We start from the raw sequence: 17,448 nt of genomic DNA, 5'->3' as shown, positions 1-17,448 counted from the left end.
CGCGGGGATAAGGCGTTCTAGGCCGTCAGATCAGCCAGCACCGCATCCGCGACGCTGCGCGCATCCTCCGGCGGTAAGCCCAGCAACAGCCCGCGCTGGCCTGCATTGATCAGCACCTGATCGAACAGGATCGCCGTCTCGTCCATCGCGGTGGGCACGGACTTGCGCTGACCAAACGGGCTGACCCCGCCGACCCTGTAGCCCGTCAGCCGTTCGGCGTCGGCGGGCTTCATCATCTGGGCCGATTTGCCCCCCAGCACCGCCGCCAGCTTCTTCATGCTGACCTCGCAGTCGGACGGCACGATGACGCAGGCGGGCGCGCCGTCGATCAGGACCATCAGCGTCTTGAACACCTGCTCGGGCGCAATCCCGAGGGCCTCGGCGGCCTGCAACCCCACGCGCGGCGCATCGGGATCATAGTCGTAGGGGAACAGATCGAAGGCGACGCCGGCCTTGGTCAGGGCGACGGTCGCGGGCGTGGTCTTCGACATCTCAGGTCGTCTCGGGGTTCAGGAAGCTGCGGGTCAGTTCCACCGCATCGGCCAGGCCCATACGCTGGACCTCGGTGCCCGGCGGCAGGCTGGCGAACAGCCGCGTCGGCGTGGCGGCGTCCAGCATCAGGAAGACCCCCTTGTCGTCGCCGCGCCGGATCAGCCGCCCGAAGGCCTGAGCGATACGGGCGCGGGCCAGGGCGTCGTCATACCCCTTCCCACCCAGCCGTTCGCGCCGCGCCTTGTGCAGCAGGTCCGGGCGAGGCCACGGCACGCGGTCGAAGGCCAGAACGCGCAGGCTGCGACCCGGCACGTCCACCCCGTCGCGCACGGCGTCGGTGCCCAGCAGGCAAGAGTTCTCCTCGACCCGGAACATGTCCACCAGCGCCCCGACCTCCAGCGGATCGACGTGCTGGGCGTACAGAGGCAGGCCCGACTTCGCCAGATCCGGCCCCAGCCGCTCATAGACCGCCTTCAGCCGGCGGATGGCGGTGAACAGGCCCAGCCCCCCGCCCCCTGCCGCCAGGAACAGTTCGCGCATCGCCGCCGCCGTCTGGCGTGGATCGTCCTTGACCAGGTCGTTGACGACGATGACCCGGCTGTTGGCCGCATAGTCGAACGGGCTTTCGACCTTCAGGGTGCGCGGCGGATCGATCAGACGGGCCGATCCGGTCCGCATCCGCGCCAGGTCGAACGGGTCCTCCTGCATCGGATCCGACAGGGTCGCCGAGGTCACCAGCACCCCGTGCGACGGCACGATCACGGCGGCCTCCAGCGGCACGGTCGGGTCGATCCAGTGACGACGCAGGGCCACGTCGTGGATGCGGCCGAACGCCGTCTCGGCCGACAGCCAGTCGACGAAGTCGGGATCGGGCTGATCGCCCCCGTCCTCCAGCGCCGCCAGCATGGACCGCCATCCCGGCAGGGTCATGCGCGCGCGCCGGTCCAGACCGCGCAACGCCCCCTCGATCCGCGACCGCTGCGAGCCGTCCAGCTCGGCCGCCTCGTCGTCGAGAATGTCCTCCAGATGCCGCGACAGGGCCAGCAGCGGGGCCTCGATGGCGGCCAGGGCCTGGGCCGCCGCGCGGGCGGTTTCGGCGACCGGATCGGTGACGGGCTTCAGCGCGCATTCCATGCCGAACTCTGGCCCGCCATAGGTGTTGGTCTCGGCGGTGCGGGCGCGCAGTTGATCCAGGGCGGCGGCCAGAAAGGCCTCGATCGGGCCGATGGGGTTGACCTCGCCCGAAGCCGGAGCGACGCGGCCGGACACGCCTTCGCCCGGCAGCGCAGCCGAGGCGCGGATGGCGTCCTGAAGCGCCTTCAGCGCCGCCTCATTGTCCCCGACCATGTCGCCCAGCCGCTGTTCCAGCCCACGCCCGCGACGCCCCCGCCCTTCCGGCCCGCGGATCCAGCGGCGCAGTTCGGCCGCCTCCTGGCCCGACAGACAGGCGGAAAAGGCGCTGTCGGCCGCATCGAACAAATGGTGGCCCTCGTCGAAGACGATGCGCTTCAGGGCCGCCGTCTCGCCGTCCTGCTTCTGACCTCGCGCCGACCGCGCGCCGTCGAACGCCGCCTGGGTCAGGACCAGAGCATGGTTGGCGATGACCAGGTCGGCACGGCGGCTGGCGCGAATGGTCTTCTCCACGAAACAGGTGCGGTAGTGCGGACAGGCGGCGTGGACGCATTCGCCGCGCCGATCCACCAGGTTCGCCGCCCCCGCCGCATGGGCCGCCGGCATGGCGAACAGGCCGGGCAGCCAGCCGGGGAAGTCGCCGCCCGTCATGTCCCCGTCGCGCGTATGCAGCGCCCATCGCCCGGCCAGCGCCAGACCGATCAGGTCGCCGTTCCCCAGCTGGGCCGCCTGGACCATGTCCTGCAGGTTCAGGACGCACAGATAGTTCTCGCGCCCCTTGCGGATCACCGCCTTCTTCTTGCGCTCGGCCGGATCGGGCCACAGCGAATGGCTCTCCCGGTCGATCTGGCGCTGCAGGGCGCGGGTATAGGTCGAGATCCACGCCGCCCCCTGGTTCCGCTCGGCCCACAGCGAGGCGGACGCCAGATAGCCCAGGGTCTTGCCCGTGCCGGTCCCCGCCTCGGCCAGCAGAACACGGGGTCGCCCCTCCTCGTTGCGCGGCGAAAAGGCGAAGGCGGCCTCGGCCGCGTAATCCGATTGGGTCGGCCGTGTCTCGTCCAGGCCCGAGGCCTGAAGCAGTTTCTCCAGCCGGATGCGCGCGCTCTCGCTGTCGACCGGGGCCGAGCCCGCCTCGCCGCGCGGCGCCTCGTCCTCCCATTCGGTCAGGCGCGACCAGACGTCCAGGCCCGACCCGCGATGCTGGCGCGCCCGCACGCCGCCGGCCTCCAGCGCCTGAACCACCCGCTCGCCCCAGGCCCAGCCCGCCCGCTGCATCGTCAGGGCCAGGACATACGCCGCCTCGCGTTCGGGATAGGCCGGCTCGGTCAGTTCTCGCAGCAGCAGGCCCGCCGCCTCGCGCAGGGCCGCCGCCTGTTCCTCCGCCGACTTCGGCTCGGCCAGCCCCAGCGACAGGGCCAGCCCCGTTGGCGACGGCGCGCAGAACCGCGCCGGCCGCACGAAGGCGTAAAGCTCGAGCACATCCATCAACTCGGGCGACCTCGGCGGCGGTGTCAGCCCCAGCCGCCGCGCCGTCAGCGAGGCGTGCGCCACAATGACCGGCCCGGTTGTGAACACGCCCTCAGCCGCCCCGCGCCCAATCTTCCTCGCACCCGCCTCGTCGCATACCGCACCCGCGCCGGGCGGCGTGGCGAGCGCCGGCGGCAGTCCCGCCCACGGCTCGGCGCCGGTCAGGCGGGTTTCAGCGATGACGGATTCGTCGGACACGGTCGATAGATAGCGACCTCGGGGCTGAAACGGAACGGGAACATGCTATATCGGCTTCGTGACGACCGCCGCCGCTCCCGCAACGCTTCCGCCCCTGTTCGCCGACTGGTTCGCGTTGCGCGGCTGGTCGCCTCGGCGGCATCAGTTGGAGATGGTCGCGGCGGGTGAAGCGGGCCGGCATGCGCTGCTGGTCGCACCGACCGGCGGGGGCAAGACGCTGGCGGGGTTTCTGCCCAGCCTGATCGAACTGGCGGAGCGCGGGCCAAGGCCGGCGACCGGGCCGGGGTCGGGGGTGCATACGCTGTATCTATCACCGCTGAAGGCGCTGACCACCGACGTCGAGCGTAATCTGATGACGCCGATCCGAGAGATCGGGCTGAACATCCACGTCGAGACGCGGACCGGCGACACGAAGCAGTCCAAGCGTCAGCGGCAACGCGATTTTCCGCCCGACATCCTGCTGACCACGCCCGAGCAGTTGGCCCTGTTCTGCGCCTGGGAGGGGGCGCGATCCTATTTCGCCGACCTGAAATGCGTCGTGCTGGACGAGGTGCATGCGATCTGGAGCGGCAAGCGCGGCGACCTGCTGTCGCTGGGGCTGGGGCGGTTGCAGAGCTTTTCGCCAGGGATGCGGCGCGTGGGTCTGAGCGCGACCATCGAGGATCCCGATCTGATCCGGGGGTGGTTGGCGCCGGGTGATGCGAACACAGAGAGCCCCTCCACCGCTTCGCGGTCCCCCTCCCCGCACAGCGGGGAGGAGACAGATGCCGCATCGTCTCCTCTCCATGAAATGGGGAGGGGGACCGCTGGCGAAGCCAGGGGTGGAGGGGCTCTGGACGCCGTCCAACTGGTCCGTGGCGACCCCGGCGCCCCCGCCGTCATCGACGTGCTGATCTCCGAGGGCAAGGTGCCGTGGGCGGGCCACACGGGCCAGCATGCCATCCCGGAAGTCTACTCCGCCATCCAGCGATCGACCCTGGCGCTGATCTTCGTCAACACCCGCTGGCAGTCGGAGTTCGTGTTCCAGCAGCTGTGGGCGATCAACGACGAGAACCTGCCCATCGGTCTGCACCACGGCTCGTTGGCCGCCGAGCAGCGGCGCAAGATCGAGGCGGCGATGGCGCGGGGCGATCTGCGGGCCGTGGTCTGCACCTCGACGCTGGATCTGGGCATCGACTGGGGCGACGTGGACCTGGTCATCCAGATGGCGGCGCCGAAGGGATCGAGCCGCCTGGTCCAGCGGATCGGCCGCGCCAACCACCGGCTGGATGAGCCGTCGCGCGCCCTGCTGGTGCCCGCCAGCCGGTTCGAGATGCTGGAATGCCAGGCGGCGCGCGAGGCGGTGGCCGACAACGCCTTCGACTGGGAGCCGGTCCATATCGGCACCCTCGACACCCTGGCGCAGCACGTGATGGGCGTGGCCTGTTCGGAGGCCTTCGACATGCAGGCCCTGTACGACGAGATCACCGGCTGCGGTCCCTATCGCGACCTGACGTGGGAGCAGTTCGAGGAGGTGGTCGATTTCGTCGCCACCGGCGGATATGCCCTGCGCACCTATGACCGGTTCGCCCGCATCGTCAGAACCCAGGATGGCCGCTGGAAGGTCCGCAACCAGCACATCGCCCAACGCCACCGCATGAACGTCGGGGCCATCGTCTCGGCCGGAACCCTGAACGTGCGCGTCGCCAGCCGCCGGGGCGGGGCGTCGCGCCAGTTGATCGGCGGACGAAAGGTGGGCGAGGCCGAGGAGTGGTATTTCGAACAGCTGACACCCGGCGACACCTTCCTGTTCGCCGGCCAGGTCTGGGCGTTCCAGGGCATCACCGGCACCGACGCCCTGGTCACCCACGCCAACGACAAGGATCCCAAGATCCCGTCCTGGGGCGGGTCGAAGTTCCCGCTGTCGACCTCGCTGGCCGACCGGGTGCGGACGATGATTCACGACCGCGATCACTGGCGCGTCCTGCCGCCCGACGTGCAGGAGTGGCTGGAGCTTCAGGAGACGCGCTCGGTCATTCCCAATGCGGAATCCATGCTGGTCGAGACCTTTCCGCGCGGCAGCCGCCATTTCCTCGTCGCCTATCCGTTCGAGGGCAATCTGGCGCACACCACACTGTGCATGCTGCTGACGCGGCGGCTGGACCGGATGGGCGTGGGTCCGCTGGGCTTCGTCGTCACCGACTATTCGCTGGCCATCTGGTCGATCAAGCCGATGGACGACATCGACCTGGACGCCCTGTTCCAGTCCGACATGCTGGGCGACGATCTGGAGGCCTGGCTGGAGGAAAGCTTCATGATGAAGCGATCCTTCCGCAATTGCGCCCTGATCTCGGGCTTGATCGAGCGCCGCCAGCCCGGCGCCGAGAAGACCGGCCGCCAGGTGACCTTTTCCACCGACCTGATCTACGACGTGCTGCGCCGCCACCAACCCGATCACCTGCTGCTGAAGACCGCCCGCGCCGACGCCGCCTCCGGCCTGCTCGACGTGGCCAGGCTAGGCCAGATGCTGACGCGGATAGAGGGCCGGATCCGGCATCAGCCCCTGACGCGGCCCTCGCCCTTCTGCGTGCCGGTGCTGGTCCAGATCGGGCGCGAGCGGGTGGGCGGGGACGCCGCCGAAATGATCCTGGACGAGAGCGCCGACCTGCTGATCGCAGAGGTCATGGACGACGCTGAACCGCAAACCCAGTCGGGGGCCGCATGAACGCCGCCCTGCGTCAGACCCTGTCGCCTGCCCGCAAGACCTGCGGGTCGTTGAGCGTGCGGATCGCGGGCGAGGCCTGCGTGCTGCGCTGTTCCGGGGCCATTTGGGTTCCGGCGCACGGCGCCCTGATCGTCGCGGACCTGCATCTGGAAAAAGGGTCCGCCTTCGCCGTGCGCGGACAGCTGCTGCCGCCCTATGACAGCCGCGCCACGCTGGACAAGCTGGAGGCCGAGATCGCCGAACTGGACCCGGCCATGGTCGTGCTGCTGGGCGACAGTTTCCATGACACTAAGGCCATTCCCCGCATGGCGGCCGAAGACCGCGCGCGTCTGGACCGGCTGGCGTCGGGGCGCGACTGGCTGTGGCTGGAGGGCAACCACGACCGCGAGGCCCTGAACCGCAGCATGGCGCGCGATGCCGACACGGCGGCCCGCCTGCCCGGCAGAATCGTCGGCGACATGGCCCTGGGCCCGCTTCGCCTGACGCACGAGCCGGAACCGTTGACGGCCCACGACGACCGGCGCGGCGAGGTCGCGGGACACCTTCATCCCGCCGCCAAGGTCGCCGCCTATGGACGCGGCGTGCGGCGGCCGTGTTTCGTCACGGACGGATCGCGCATCGTCCTTCCGGCCTTCGGCGCCTTCACCGGCGGATTGAACGTACGCGATCCCGCCATCGCCGATCTGTTCGCCGCCCCGCCCCTGGCCGCCGCCCTCGGGCGAGACCGGGTCCACGCCCTGGACTGGTCCGTGCTGCGATAGGGCGTTCGTAAAGCGTTCAGCACGTCGCTTCACCGCATCTTGGCGGACGGCGATGCAGGATGACGGCGGATCAACGTCACGGACGCCCGCCTCATGCTCACGCCCCGCCGCATCGTCATGGCCGCCCGCCTCGGCTTCGCCCTGGCGGCGCTGGGCATGGCCGTCCTGATGCTGGGACCGTTCCAGGGGCTGGAGCAGGTCTTCGGCCTGAACGACAAGGCCGCCCACGTCATCGCCTTCTATGGCGTCGCCAGCGGCCTGTTCCTGATCGCGCCCAGCCAGCGGCGCGACGACCTGGCCCTGTATGTCATCGCCGCCGCGTTCGGTATCGAACTGCTGCAGGCTCTGACTGGCCGCAGCGTCTCCATCGTCGACTTCCTGGCCGGCGCCGCCGGCGTCACGGCGGCCTGGGCGCCCGGCCGTATCGAACAGTTGCGCCAGTCGTTCCGCCGCCACCCCGACCTGACCCTGACCGAAATCGACCGCCTGGACCGCCGCCTGCGTCGCCGCCGCGCTTCGACCGGCCCGTCGCCCGTGGGCGCCATTCTGCGCCCCTAGGGCTCCAGCTCGATGTCCCAGTAGAGATAGTCGAGCCAGCTCTGGTGCAGATAGTGGGGCGGGAAACGTCGGCCGGCGTCCTGGAGCTGCCAGGCGTTGGGGCGATAGGGTTCGCGGCGGATCGGCATCATGGCCTGGCGCGGGGTGCGGCCGCCCTTGGCCAGGTTGCAGGGGCTGCAGGCGGCGACGATGTTCTCCCAGGTCGTGCGGCCGCCGTGCGAGCGGGGGATGACGTGGTCGAAGGTCAGATCCTTGGATTCCCCACAGTACTGACAGGCGAAACCGTCGCGCAGGAAGACGTTGAAGCGGGTGAAGGCGGGGTTGCGGTCCTGGTCCACATAGCTGCGCAGCGCGATCACGCTGGGAAGCTGCATCTCCATCGAGGGCGAGCGGACGACCTTGTCATACAGGGACACGACGTCCACGCGGTCCTGATAGACCGCCTTGACCGCCTCCTCCCACGGCCAGAGCGACAGCGGATAGTAAGACAATGGCCGGAAGTCGGCGTTCAGCACCAAGGCGGGAAAGCCGGAGGGCGGTCGATGGAGAACCTGCATCAGGCCCTCCCGCGCGGACGGGGGGATATCGAGGCGACAGAGGTGAGGACACGTCTCCTTCCCTAGTCTTGCAGCGACAGCCTACGCGTGATTCCCGCTCATCGCCATGACCAGTGTGCAGCGTTTTCGTGACGCGGCGTCAGAAGACCTCGACCAGTTCGAACCGCTCGCAGACGACCTTCATGCCCGGCGCCCAGCTGCCTTCGCGTCTGTAATAGGCCTCGTGCGCGTCCCGCCACCATGCGTAACTCAGATCGCCCTCCCCCTCGGCGCGAGCAAAATCTTCGCTGACGTCTTCGAAGGCCATGATCTCGACCTGGGTCGTGCGGATGGCGCAGTGGGGCGTTCCCGCGCCGTCCAGGATCACGCTGACCTCGCCGACGGTCGGCATGATGTCGGCTTCGCACGCCGCCAGCGACGAACAGGTGGCCCGCTTGCCGCCCGCCAGCACCAGGGCCAGCAGTTCGTCGGCCAGTTCCAGGCTGTCGCCGAACGGCCAACGGGGCGCGTCGCGATAAGCGGCGGGGATTTCGCTCATGACCTGCTCAGGCCCGGCTGGCGTGTGTCGGGAAGCCCGGTAGGGTCCAGCCCCAACGCAGGGCTGCTGCGCGCAACAGGAAACCTGACAGGGCCGCGACGATGGCGGCGGGCCAGATCGGCGTGCCGGGCACCCTCAGCACCATATAGACGGTCGCCGCCAGTATGGCCGCCGTGACGTTGATCTCTCGGCGCAGCAGGATCGAGGGCTGGCCCGCCAGCGTGTCGCGCACCACCCCGCCGAAACAGGCCGTCAGCGTGCCCATGACGATGCAGATCAGCGCCGGCGCGCCCGCCGCCTCCGCCTTGGCCGCACCCATGACGCCATAGGCCGCCAGACCGATCGCATCCAGCCACAGCAGGGCGCGGAACCGCCAGTCGCGCTGGCCCACCAGCCACAGGGCCGTCGAGGCGAAAAGGCAGACCGCCAGATAACGCCAGTCCTGCACCCAGAAGACGGGCAGGCCCAGCAACAGGTCGCGCAGGGTGCCGCCGCCCACCCCGGTGATGGCGCCGAAGAAGGCGAAGGTGACCACGTCATGCTTCTCGCGCGCGGCGGCCAGGGCGCCGGTCGCTGCGAACACCGCCACGCCGGCGAAATCCAGCGCCGACAGCACGGTCTGAGGATTGCGCAGGGGTTCGGTCAGGACGGGATCGAGCGGGGTCATGGCGCAGCCTCCAGCAAGATCTCGCCGCGTTTTACGCCCGTGTACCAGGCCCACAGCAGATGGGTCGCCACCGCGCGATAGGGCCGCCAAACCTCGGCGCGGGCGTAGGCGCCCTTCTGATCGGGTCGCACATCGGCGCCGTCAGCCCAGCGGATCGCCTCCTGCAGCGCCACGTCGCCGCCTGGGAACACGTCCAGCCGCCCCTCGCACATCAACAGATAGGCCTCGGCCGTCCAAAGCCCCACGCCCTTCAACGCCGTCAGGGCGGCGATTGCGGCTTCGTCGTCGAGACTGGCCAGATGCTCCAGATCGATTTCGCCGGCGATCTGGGCCCGCGCGATGCCCTGGCCATAGGTCGCCTTCTGCCGCGACAGGCCCATGCCGCGCAGTTGGTCCAGATCATGCGCCAGCAACAGCTCGGGCGTGATCCCGCCCATCCCCTCCCGCAGCCGCGCCCAGACCGAGGCGGCCGAGGCCACCGACACCTGCTGCTCCACGATCATGCGAAACAGCCCCTCGAACCCACCGACCCGCAGCCGCCACTCGAAGGCGGGCGTCTGCGCATGCACCCGCGCCATGGCCGGATCGGCGGCGACCAGCGCTTCGCGCGCGGCGGCGATGTCCTGGGGCGTGGGTTGAAGCGGCATTCGTCATGCTTACGGCTCGTCGCGCCTGTCGGAAAGAGCGGGGGCGCCGTTGACGGCCGCAAACCGCTAGGATCATCGCGATGTTCACCACCCGCTTCGCCCCCTCCCCCACCGGCCGCTTGCATAAAGGGCACGCCTTTTCGGCCCTGACCGCCTGGTTCGCGGCGAAGGCGGCGGGCGGGCGGTTCGTGTTGCGGATCGAGGATATCGACCCGACGCGGTGCAGGCCGGAATATGAGGCGGCGATATTGGAGGACCTGGCCTGGCTGGGTCTGGCTTGGGAGACGCCGGTGCGGCGACAGTCCGACCATCTGGACGACTACGCCGCCGTGATCGAAGGCTTGAGAGCGCGCGGCCTGCTCTATCGGTGTTTCCGCACGCGTAAGGAAATCCTGAACGCCATCGGCGACGCGCCGCACGGGGCGATGGAGGCGGTGCGGCCCGGCCCGCATCCGGCGGATGAAGAGGCGCGGCTGCTGGCCTCGGGCGCGCCCTTCGCCTGGCGGCTGTCGCTGGATCGGGCGCGCGAGGCGCTGGGCGAGACGGTCTGGAACGGCCTGGGCTTCGTCGAGGAGGGGGAGGGTCCGAACGGCGAAACCGGCGTCGTCGCCGTCGATCCCGAGGCGGCGGGCGATGTGGTGCTGGCGCGCAAGGATACGGGCGTCGCCTATCATCTGGCGGTGACGCACGACGACGGGCTGCAGGGCGTGACCCATGTGATCCGGGGCCAGGACCTGTTCGAGGCGACCCATGTGCATTGTCTGATCCAGACGCTGATGGGCTGGCCGGCGCCGACCTATCGCCATCACCGGCTGCTGGCGGGACCGGACGGGCGGCGCTACGCCAAGCGCGATCGTTCGGTCACCTTGGCCGAACTGCGGGCGGGCGGATTGACGGTTGAAGCCCTGCGCGCCGAACTGGGCTTCAGCTCCGGCGACTGAAGATGCGTGAGGCGCCGTAGCCGGTCAGGGCGGCCAGCACGACGCACAACACCCCGTACAGCCACGGACGACGGTGGGCGAACTCGTAGATGTCGCGCTCCAGCCCGACCTTCTCGACCGTCAGCGTCAGGTTGGAGACCGACTGCGGTTCGCCGTTCTGGAACAGCCAGACCTCGGCGTAGTATTTGCCCGTAGGGGCGACGGTGGGCAGTTCGACCTCGGCGCGGAACAGGCCCCGATCCACGAACTCCACTCCTTGAGAATCGGTGTCGTAGAGGGCGGCGGCCTCCTTCAGCCGGATCACGGCGCGGCGCCAGTCCAGATAGTCGTCGCCCAGCCGGCTGACGACCACGTCGCGCACGCCGTAACGGGTGACAGTGCGGCTTTCTTCCGGTGCGTCGATGCGCAGGTGATCGACCCCGACGCCCAGGCGGCGCAGCTGGCCGAAGTCGGCGATGTCGCTGAGCGGGCGGGTCGAGGCGGTCATATAGAAACCGGGCGCGCCTTCGAACAGTACCGGCCGGCTGTTCAGCCAGACGCCCGAGGTTCGGGTCTTCTTGACCAGGCGGATCGGCGCGTCCGGCCCCCGCACCACCACCACGACATCGGCCGGTTCGGACGTCGGATTGAACACCGCGCCATACAGGACGATGGACGCGCCCGTGAAACTGGAATCGACCCGGACTTGGGCGTCGGTCAAGGCGGCGGCGACGCGCAGATCGCCCGTCGTCGCCTCGGACCGATCCGGGGCCGGGGCTGTGATCGCCGGCGGGGGAGGAGGAAGCGCCTGCATCAGTCCGCGATCCCCGGCGCGATCATGAAGATGTCGTTGGGGCGCACGAACAGGTCCAGCCCCATCTGGATCCCGACCAGCAGCACGATCAGCCCCAGCGCCGCGCGCAGCTCCTCGGCACGGAAACGACCGGCGAACCGGGCGCCGACCTGGGCGCCGACCACGCCGCCCAGCAGCAGGATGGTGGACAGGACGATATCGACCGTCTGGTTGCGGCCGGCCTGAAGGATGGTGGTGATCGCAGTCGTGATGATGATCTGGAACAGGCTGGTCCCCACCACCGCGCCCGCCCGCATCCGCAGGATATAAAGCATGGCCGGAACCAGGATGAAGCCGCCGCCGACCCCCATGATGGCCGACAGGACCCCGGCGAACACGCCCAGGCCGAACGGCGGCAGGGCGCTGATATAAAGACCCGACTTGGGGAACTTCATCTTCAGCGGCAGACCATACAGCCACATCGGCCGCCGGCGCTGCTTGTGCGGCGCGGGCAGGCCCCGACGACGACGCAGGATCTCGGTCAGACTCTCGTTCAGCATCAGGACGCCGATAGCGCCCAGGAAGACGAGGTAGGAGACGGCGACGACCAGGTCGGCCTGGCCCAGCAGGCGCAGATATCGAAACAGCTCGACCCCCGCCAGGGCGCCGACCGCGCCGCCGGCCGCCATGACCGAACCCATCTTGAAATCGACAGCGCCTGCGCCCGCATAGCGGATGACGCCGGAGGTGGAAGAGGCGACGACGTGGCTGGCCTGGCTGGCGACGGCGACGGTCGGGGGGATGCCCAGGAAGACCAGGATCGGGGCCATCAGGAAGCCGCCGCCGATGCCGAACAGGCCGGACACGAATCCGACCACCGCCCCCAGGATCACCAGGGTCGGCCAGTTCACCGAAACCTCGGCGATCGGCAGATAGATGTCCAAAGGACGCGCCTTCGGCTGGAGCGGTTAAAGGATCGCCGTCAGGCGGGGACGAGGTCGTTCGACGACGGGCGACCGATAGCCGCCCGGCGCGCGTGAATCTAGCCCGTCGCCTGCGAAGCGGGTTGGGACTGGGCCACAAAGGCGTCTGCGGCGGTGCGGGCGGCGCGCTGGGCGGTGGCGCTGGCCGTCGGACGCAGGCGCGTCACGGCGGCCTGGGCCTCGGAGTCCCCACCGCGCGCGGCGATCATGTACCACTTCAGGGCTTCGGTCGCATTCTTGGCCACGCCGTCGGCGCCGGTCTCATAGATGCGCGCAACATTATACTGGCTGTCCGGCAGACCGCGCTCGGCGGCGTTGAGCAGCCAGGTCAGGGCCTCGGCCTGATTGGTCGCGCCGCCGTCGCCTTCATAGAGCTGCATCCCATAGAGATGCATCCCGCGCGGATCCCCGCCCTCGGCCGCACGACGGCCCCACTGGCGGCTTTGCGCCGGGTCGGCGGGCACGCCGTTGGCGCCGTCCAGATAGAGCTGACCCAGATAGGTCTGGGCCGGGGCATAGCCCAGGTTGGCGGCACGATTCATGCCGTCCAGGCCGGTGCTGTCGCCGGCCTCCAGTTTGCCGATAGCCGTTTCGTAGTCGGCCGCGCCGGGACCGGCGAGGTCGAAGGTCGGCCGCACGCCGGTCGGCGTCACGGCCGAGGCGGCGATAGGCATGGCGGGGCCAGCAGCCTGGGCGCCGCCGAAGCTCGGCAGCTCGAAGTCTGGCGCGCCGCCGTCGGTCAGGGACAGATAGCCATAGACGCCGCCGGTCAGGGCGACCGCCGTGACCGAGGCCAGGAAGGTCTTCTTGACGGTCGAGCCGTCCTTGGCCGCCTGCCTGTCCAGCCGCTCCTGCAGCTTGGACTTGCCGCCGCGCTTGAGGCCGAAGCCCGAACGCGGCGCCGGTTCCGGCTCGGGCGGCGTCGTGATGGCGGCGCGGGCGGCGTCGATGGTGCTGCGGGTCGCAGAGGCGCGACCGGCGGCGGCTGCGGCTTCCATGCTAGCGCGCAGGCGACGCGGATCGACGAACTCAGTCTCGCCGCCGAAATCGTCGTCGTCGGCGTCCAGAACGGGGGCGTCGCGCTTCTCGGTCGATGCGGTCGAGAAGCCGGGCGAGGTCGCTTCCAGCGCATCCTCGACATCGGCGCCGCCGAAGCCGCTGAAGGGCTGGATGATGGGTTCGACGCCATCGGGATCGACCTGACGCGCCGGCGTTTCGTCCGCCTCGGCCGTGACCGTGTCGGCTTCAGGATCGGCGAAGGCGGTCGCCGGGAAAGGCGAGGCGGCGGCGACTTCGGGCGTGACCGGATCGCTGGACCAGGCATCCTGGTCGGTGAAGGTCTCGTCGGGGAAGGCGGCAGCGCGCCAGTCGCCATCGACGGAGGTCGACTGGATCGTTGCCGGCGCGGCGCGTTCCAGAACCGGGCGCGCCGGGCTCCATGCCGGCTCGCTGTCGAGCGGCTTGTCGCGGATCGGCGTGGGACCGCGCGCGTCGATGCTGTCGCGCGCCTCGGCCAGCAGGCGGGCGGTGCGCTCCTCGCTCATCCGCATCCGCTCGGCCAGTTCGCCCGAGGCGCGGTCATAGCGTTGCTCGATCTTGTCCGAGCTTTCCGACAGGCGCCGGCCGATGTCTTCCAGCGCCTGCTGAGAGCGGCGCTCCGACTGGGCGATGCGGTCGCTCAGCTGGTCCGAGATGCGGGTGATCTCGCCGCCCAGCTTCTCCAACGCGATTGCGTGGCGGTCGTCGCTGGCGGTCAGGCGTTGATCGACGCGATCGACGTGACGCGCGAACTCCTGATCCAGGCGACCGGCGCGACGCGCGACCTCGGTCTCGATGGTCTGGCTGACGGCCTCGGTGACGGCGCGAGCGACGGCGTCGGTGCGACCGTCGCTGTCGGTTTCGACCTTCTGGACCCGGGCGTTCAGATTGCGGGCGATCCGAAGCACTTCGCGGCCCATGGCTTCCAGGCCCACGGCGCCCTTCTGCTCGGACGTCTTGATCTGGTCGCCGACGGCCTGGACCGCGCGTTCGATGCGGTCGATGCGCGCGCCCGTCTCGGCGGCGTCGAGACGCTGCATCATTTCGGCGCGATTGTTCTCGATCTGGCGCGACAGGCTTTCGGCCAGCTTTTCGAACCGCGCGAGATCCCGCGCACTTTCCGGCTCGACCCGACTTTCGGCCGAGCGCATCCGCTGGTCCAGTTCGGCGAACGAGCGTTCAAGCGTCTTCAGCGCTTCGGTGGTTCGGTTCTGGGCTTCGTCCAGACGCGCGCCGACCTGGGCCAGCATTTCGGTGCCGACGCCGGGGCCGGCGGCCTTTTCGACCGCCTCCATCCGCTCGCGCAGGTCGTTGACGCCCAGTCGTTGGCGTTCCTCGATGTCGTAGAGGCGTCCGCTCAGCGCGCCCAGCGAGGTCTCGACCTTGCCGAAAGCCTCTTGAGTCAGCGGGCCGGTGTCGCGTTCGAAGGCGCGCAGACGGCGATGGCCCTCGCGCAGTTCCTCGGCGATGTCGTCGATACGGCGGGCATTGCCCTGGGCCTCGACTTCCTGGCCGTCGAGACGACGCATCAGGCCGGAGACCGCCTGATCCACGCCCTGAATGGCGACGGTCGAGCGGCGTTCGGCGGCTTCCAGACGCGCGGCGATCACATCGATGGAGGCGCTGATCCGGTGCCCGTTGTCCTCGGCGACATCATAGGCGTCGTCGAGACGGCGGCTGCGGTTGCGGCGCTCGTAGGTGTCGGCGGCCTGGGACCGACGCGGCAGGGTGGCGTAACCCTCCTCCTCATCCTCCATGATCATGGAGTTGAGCCATTCACCCAGCGTCATGCCGGAACGACGCGCAAGGTCCTTTGCGACCTCACGAGCCTTGGGATCGATTCCCTTAACGCTCCACGGCGCTGCAGCGCTCACTGATTCGTCTCCCGGCCCATACGAGTGAGGCTATACCGTCAATATCGAGGGTGTAAACTGATGGTTAACCGCAATATCTAGCGGCGGTCTCCCAATCCTGTGGACAGCCCGCCAGACGCCGGGATTAGTGAATCATCTCGGTTAACGCGGTGTGAAGATTAACCTCCCGGCAAGGGTTCGCTTGCCAAGCGGCGCGGGCTTCGCCACGTGCGGCGCATGAGCTTGACGACTACCCTCATTCTGCTGGCCCTCACCCTGGCGGTCATGGTCTTCACCGGCTGGCGCGGGGCGCGGCCGCCTGAACCGTTGAAGGGGCCGCGCATGATGCCGTGGCGGTTTCTGATGATCGGGTCGGCCGCGATCGCCATGCTGCTGCTGATCCATCTGGCGACGCTGTTCGGCGCCGAACGCGCGCCATGGATTCCGGGAGCTTAGCCTTAGGAACCCGTTTCCTTTCGGTCGGTTGATCCTGCAACCAATGCAAGGAGATGCCGCATGACCGACAAACTGACCGCCGCCGAGGCGGAAAAGGAATTCTGGAAGAGCCTGAAAGAGTCCAACACCGGCATGCTGGGCCTGGACAAGCCCGGCTATCACCACCAGCCCATGACCGGCTATGGCGAGGAAGAGACCGGCACCATCTGGTTCTTCACCCGCGACGACACCGACTTCGCCCGCGACGTGGCCGGCGGCGGCCAGGACGGCATGTTCTGCTACCAGGCCAAGGACGGCAAGGTTCAGGCCTGCATCCACGGTAGCCTGGCCGTGGATCAGGACCGCGCCCGCATCGAGAAATACTGGAATCCCGTCGTCGCCGCCTGGTACCCCGACGGCAAGGACGACCCTCACCTGACCCTGGTCCGCTTCGACGCCAACGACGGCCGCGTCTGGGTGTCCGACAAGGGCGCGCTGGGCTTCGGCTACGAAGTCCTCAAGGCCAACCTCACCAAGTCCACGCCCGACGTCGGCGGCGTCTCGGACGTGAAGCTGTAAGCGACAGAACCCATTCGGTTAGAAAGGGCGGACCTGATCGGGTCCGCCCTTTTTCGTTCAGCCGCCGAAACACCAAGCCAGCACGGCCTTCTGGGCGTGGATGCGGTTCTCGGCCTCGTCCCAGACCAGGGAACGCGGTCCGTCGATGACGGCGTCGGTGACTTCCTCGCCGCGGTGGGCGGGCAGGCAGTGCAGGAAGACCGCGTCAGGATCGGCCAGGGCCATCAGGGCCTCGTCCACCGAATAGGATTCGAAGGCCGCCAGACGCGCCTCATAGTCCTGATCGCCCATCGAGACCCAGGTATCCGTGACGACGACATCGGCGCCCTTGACCGCTTCGCGCGGGTCGCTGGTCAGGGTGACGGCGTTTGCGCCCTTGGCCAGGTCGCGCAGATCGGGATGATATTCCGCCGGGCAGGCGACGTTCAAGTGGAAGCCGAACTTGGGCGCCGCGTGCATGAAGCTGTGGCAGACGTTGTTGCCGTCGCCGATCCAGGCGATCGTCTTGCCGGCGATGGGGCCGGAATGCTCCTCGATCGTCTGCAGGTCGGCCAGGATCTGACAGGGGTGCGAGCGGTCGGTCAGGCCGTTGATCACCGGCACAGTCGAGACGCGGGCGAAACGCTCGACATCCTCGTGGTCGTTGGCGCGGATCATCACGGCGTCCACCATGCGCGACAGGACGCGGGCGGTGTCCTCCACCGGCTCGCCGCGACCCAACTGCATGTCGGCGGCGGTGGCGATGATCGACGACCCGCCCAGCTGACGAATGGCCGCGTCGAAGCTGAAGCGGGTGCGGGTCGAGTTCTTCTCGAAGATCATGGCCAGGACGCGGTCCTGGCCTGGCGCATCGGCATCGGCGCGCCCCTGGGGCCAGCCCTTGCGCGCGGCCTTGCGGGCATGGGCGTCGTCCAGAATGGCGCGCAGTTCGGCCGCTTCGAGCCGGTGGATGTCGAGGAAGTGCCGGACCATTGAGCCGCCCTTCTCCTTCCCCGCTCCGGGGAGGGTGGTCCCGCAGGGACCGGGTGGGGCCGGCCCTGAGAAACGGATTGGATTAGGTCACCCCC

At 69.0% G+C, this 17,448-nt stretch carries 16 protein-coding genes; 6 read left to right on the top strand and 10 right to left on the bottom strand.

All coding sequences use genetic code 11. The features are described from left to right. Positions 1–17: 17 nt before the first annotated feature. Together ybaK and CHRYSEO8AT_RS07890 are read right to left on the bottom strand one after the other, a co-directional pair. Positions 18–491, bottom strand: coding sequence for a Cys-tRNA(Pro) deacylase (gene ybaK, locus CHRYSEO8AT_RS07895; protein ID WP_159848736.1), 474 nt, complete (start codon positions 489–491; stop codon positions 18–20). A gap of 1 nt (position 492) precedes the next feature. Beyond that, positions 493–3,348, bottom strand: coding sequence for an ATP-dependent DNA helicase (locus tag CHRYSEO8AT_RS07890; protein ID WP_159848733.1), 2,856 nt, complete (start codon positions 3,346–3,348; stop codon positions 493–495). 151 nt (positions 3,349–3,499) lie between these two features. Between CHRYSEO8AT_RS07890 and CHRYSEO8AT_RS07885 the strand changes: the two genes are divergently transcribed. From CHRYSEO8AT_RS07885 to CHRYSEO8AT_RS07875, 3 genes are all read left to right on the top strand, one after another. Beyond that, on the top strand, positions 3,500–6,052 hold the full coding sequence (locus tag CHRYSEO8AT_RS07885; RefSeq protein WP_236547606.1) for a ligase-associated DNA damage response DEXH box helicase: 2,553 nt from the start codon (positions 3,500–3,502) through the stop codon (positions 6,050–6,052). Beyond that, entirely contained in the window at positions 6,049–6,813 is a 765-nt protein-coding gene (gene pdeM, locus CHRYSEO8AT_RS07880; RefSeq protein WP_159848727.1) for a ligase-associated DNA damage response endonuclease PdeM, read from the top strand. Before CHRYSEO8AT_RS07885 ends, pdeM begins: the two co-directional genes overlap by 4 nt. A 93-nt stretch (positions 6,814–6,906) precedes the next feature. Then, positions 6,907–7,371, top strand: coding sequence for a hypothetical protein (locus CHRYSEO8AT_RS07875; RefSeq protein ID WP_159848724.1), 465 nt, complete (start codon positions 6,907–6,909; stop codon positions 7,369–7,371). On the opposite strand, the gene CHRYSEO8AT_RS07870 is transcribed toward CHRYSEO8AT_RS07875, so the two are convergent. From CHRYSEO8AT_RS07870 to CHRYSEO8AT_RS07855, 4 genes are all read right to left on the bottom strand, one after another. Continuing rightward, complete coding sequence (locus tag CHRYSEO8AT_RS07870) at positions 7,368–7,928, bottom strand: HNH endonuclease (protein WP_159848721.1); 561 nt, start codon at positions 7,926–7,928, stop codon at positions 7,368–7,370. The two genes, CHRYSEO8AT_RS07875 and CHRYSEO8AT_RS07870, sit on opposite strands and share 4 nt — an antisense overlap. 139 nt (positions 7,929–8,067) lie before the next feature. Then, positions 8,068–8,466 (bottom strand): ASCH domain-containing protein, encoded by a 399-nt coding sequence (locus tag CHRYSEO8AT_RS07865; protein ID WP_159848718.1) that lies wholly within the window; start codon positions 8,464–8,466, stop codon positions 8,068–8,070. A gap of 7 nt (positions 8,467–8,473) precedes the next feature. Next, a complete protein-coding gene (locus CHRYSEO8AT_RS07860; RefSeq protein WP_159848715.1) occupies positions 8,474–9,133 on the bottom strand; it encodes a trimeric intracellular cation channel family protein in 660 nt (219 codons plus the stop codon). Beyond that, positions 9,130–9,780: a DNA-3-methyladenine glycosylase gene (locus tag CHRYSEO8AT_RS07855; protein WP_159848712.1), complete on the bottom strand. Its 651-nt coding sequence runs from the start codon at positions 9,778–9,780 to the stop codon at positions 9,130–9,132. Before CHRYSEO8AT_RS07855 ends, CHRYSEO8AT_RS07860 begins: the two co-directional genes overlap by 4 nt. 80 nt (positions 9,781–9,860) lie before the next feature. On the opposite strand from CHRYSEO8AT_RS07855, the gene gluQRS reads away from it, so the two are divergent. Continuing rightward, positions 9,861–10,721, top strand: coding sequence for a tRNA glutamyl-Q(34) synthetase GluQRS (gene gluQRS, locus CHRYSEO8AT_RS07850; RefSeq protein WP_159848709.1), 861 nt, complete (start codon positions 9,861–9,863; stop codon positions 10,719–10,721). Here the strand turns inward: gluQRS and CHRYSEO8AT_RS07845 are convergent. From CHRYSEO8AT_RS07845 to CHRYSEO8AT_RS07835, 3 genes are all read right to left on the bottom strand, one after another. Continuing rightward, positions 10,705–11,514: a TIGR02186 family protein gene (locus CHRYSEO8AT_RS07845; RefSeq protein WP_159848706.1), complete on the bottom strand. Its 810-nt coding sequence runs from the start codon at positions 11,512–11,514 to the stop codon at positions 10,705–10,707. The two genes, gluQRS and CHRYSEO8AT_RS07845, sit on opposite strands and share 17 nt — an antisense overlap. Then, complete coding sequence (locus CHRYSEO8AT_RS07840; protein WP_135193904.1) at positions 11,514–12,437, bottom strand: sulfite exporter TauE/SafE family protein; 924 nt, start codon at positions 12,435–12,437, stop codon at positions 11,514–11,516. Before CHRYSEO8AT_RS07840 ends, CHRYSEO8AT_RS07845 begins: the two co-directional genes overlap by 1 nt. A gap of 98 nt (positions 12,438–12,535) precedes the next feature. Then, entirely contained in the window at positions 12,536–15,388 is a 2,853-nt protein-coding gene (locus CHRYSEO8AT_RS07835; RefSeq protein ID WP_236547466.1) for a hypothetical protein, read from the bottom strand. 216 nt (positions 15,389–15,604) lie between these two features. Here CHRYSEO8AT_RS07835 and CHRYSEO8AT_RS07830 point away from each other — a divergent pair, with 216 nt between their 5' ends. Further along, positions 15,605–15,823: a hypothetical protein gene (locus CHRYSEO8AT_RS07830; RefSeq protein ID WP_159848703.1), complete on the top strand. Its 219-nt coding sequence runs from the start codon at positions 15,605–15,607 to the stop codon at positions 15,821–15,823. Between the two features lie 60 nt (positions 15,824–15,883). Beyond that, positions 15,884–16,381 (top strand): pyridoxamine 5'-phosphate oxidase family protein, encoded by a 498-nt coding sequence (locus tag CHRYSEO8AT_RS07825; RefSeq protein WP_159848700.1) that lies wholly within the window; start codon positions 15,884–15,886, stop codon positions 16,379–16,381. A gap of 57 nt (positions 16,382–16,438) precedes the next feature. On the opposite strand, the gene argF is transcribed toward CHRYSEO8AT_RS07825, so the two are convergent. Then, a complete protein-coding gene (gene argF / locus CHRYSEO8AT_RS07820) occupies positions 16,439–17,353 on the bottom strand; it encodes an ornithine carbamoyltransferase (protein ID WP_159848697.1) in 915 nt (304 codons plus the stop codon). Positions 17,354–17,448: the final 95 nt, after the last annotated feature.

Origin of the sequence: Brevundimonas sp. G8 (assembly GCF_902506205.1) — a bacterium.
Taxonomy (GTDB): Bacteria; Pseudomonadota; Alphaproteobacteria; order Caulobacterales; family Caulobacteraceae; genus Brevundimonas.
The sequence above is the reverse complement of the archived record's forward strand: the minus strand, read 5'-3'. Positions and strand labels throughout refer to the sequence as shown.

What these genes read in the sequence shown, in the direction of transcription:
- ybaK (WP_159848736.1), bottom strand. Translation starts at nt 491, where the DNA reads ATGTCGAAGACCACGCCCGCGACCGTCGCCCTGACCAAGGCCGGCGTC.
- CHRYSEO8AT_RS07885 (WP_236547606.1), top strand. Translation starts at nt 3,500, where the DNA reads ATGGTCGCGGCGGGTGAAGCGGGCCGGCATGCGCTGCTGGTCGCACCG.
- pdeM (WP_159848727.1), top strand. Translation starts at nt 6,049, where the DNA reads ATGAACGCCGCCCTGCGTCAGACCCTGTCGCCTGCCCGCAAGACCTGC.
- CHRYSEO8AT_RS07875 (WP_159848724.1), top strand. Translation starts at nt 6,907, where the DNA reads ATGCTCACGCCCCGCCGCATCGTCATGGCCGCCCGCCTCGGCTTCGCC.
- CHRYSEO8AT_RS07870 (WP_159848721.1), bottom strand. Translation starts at nt 7,928, where the DNA reads ATGCAGGTTCTCCATCGACCGCCCTCCGGCTTTCCCGCCTTGGTGCTG.
- CHRYSEO8AT_RS07865 (WP_159848718.1), bottom strand. Translation starts at nt 8,466, where the DNA reads ATGAGCGAAATCCCCGCCGCTTATCGCGACGCGCCCCGTTGGCCGTTC.
- CHRYSEO8AT_RS07860 (WP_159848715.1), bottom strand. Translation starts at nt 9,133, where the DNA reads ATGACCCCGCTCGATCCCGTCCTGACCGAACCCCTGCGCAATCCTCAG.
- CHRYSEO8AT_RS07855 (WP_159848712.1), bottom strand. Translation starts at nt 9,780, where the DNA reads ATGCCGCTTCAACCCACGCCCCAGGACATCGCCGCCGCGCGCGAAGCG.
- gluQRS (WP_159848709.1), top strand. Translation starts at nt 9,861, where the DNA reads ATGTTCACCACCCGCTTCGCCCCCTCCCCCACCGGCCGCTTGCATAAA.
- CHRYSEO8AT_RS07845 (WP_159848706.1), bottom strand. Translation starts at nt 11,514, where the DNA reads ATGCAGGCGCTTCCTCCTCCCCCGCCGGCGATCACAGCCCCGGCCCCG.
- CHRYSEO8AT_RS07830 (WP_159848703.1), top strand. Translation starts at nt 15,605, where the DNA reads ATGAGCTTGACGACTACCCTCATTCTGCTGGCCCTCACCCTGGCGGTC.
- CHRYSEO8AT_RS07825 (WP_159848700.1), top strand. Translation starts at nt 15,884, where the DNA reads ATGACCGACAAACTGACCGCCGCCGAGGCGGAAAAGGAATTCTGGAAG.
- argF (WP_159848697.1), bottom strand. Translation starts at nt 17,353, where the DNA reads ATGGTCCGGCACTTCCTCGACATCCACCGGCTCGAAGCGGCCGAACTG.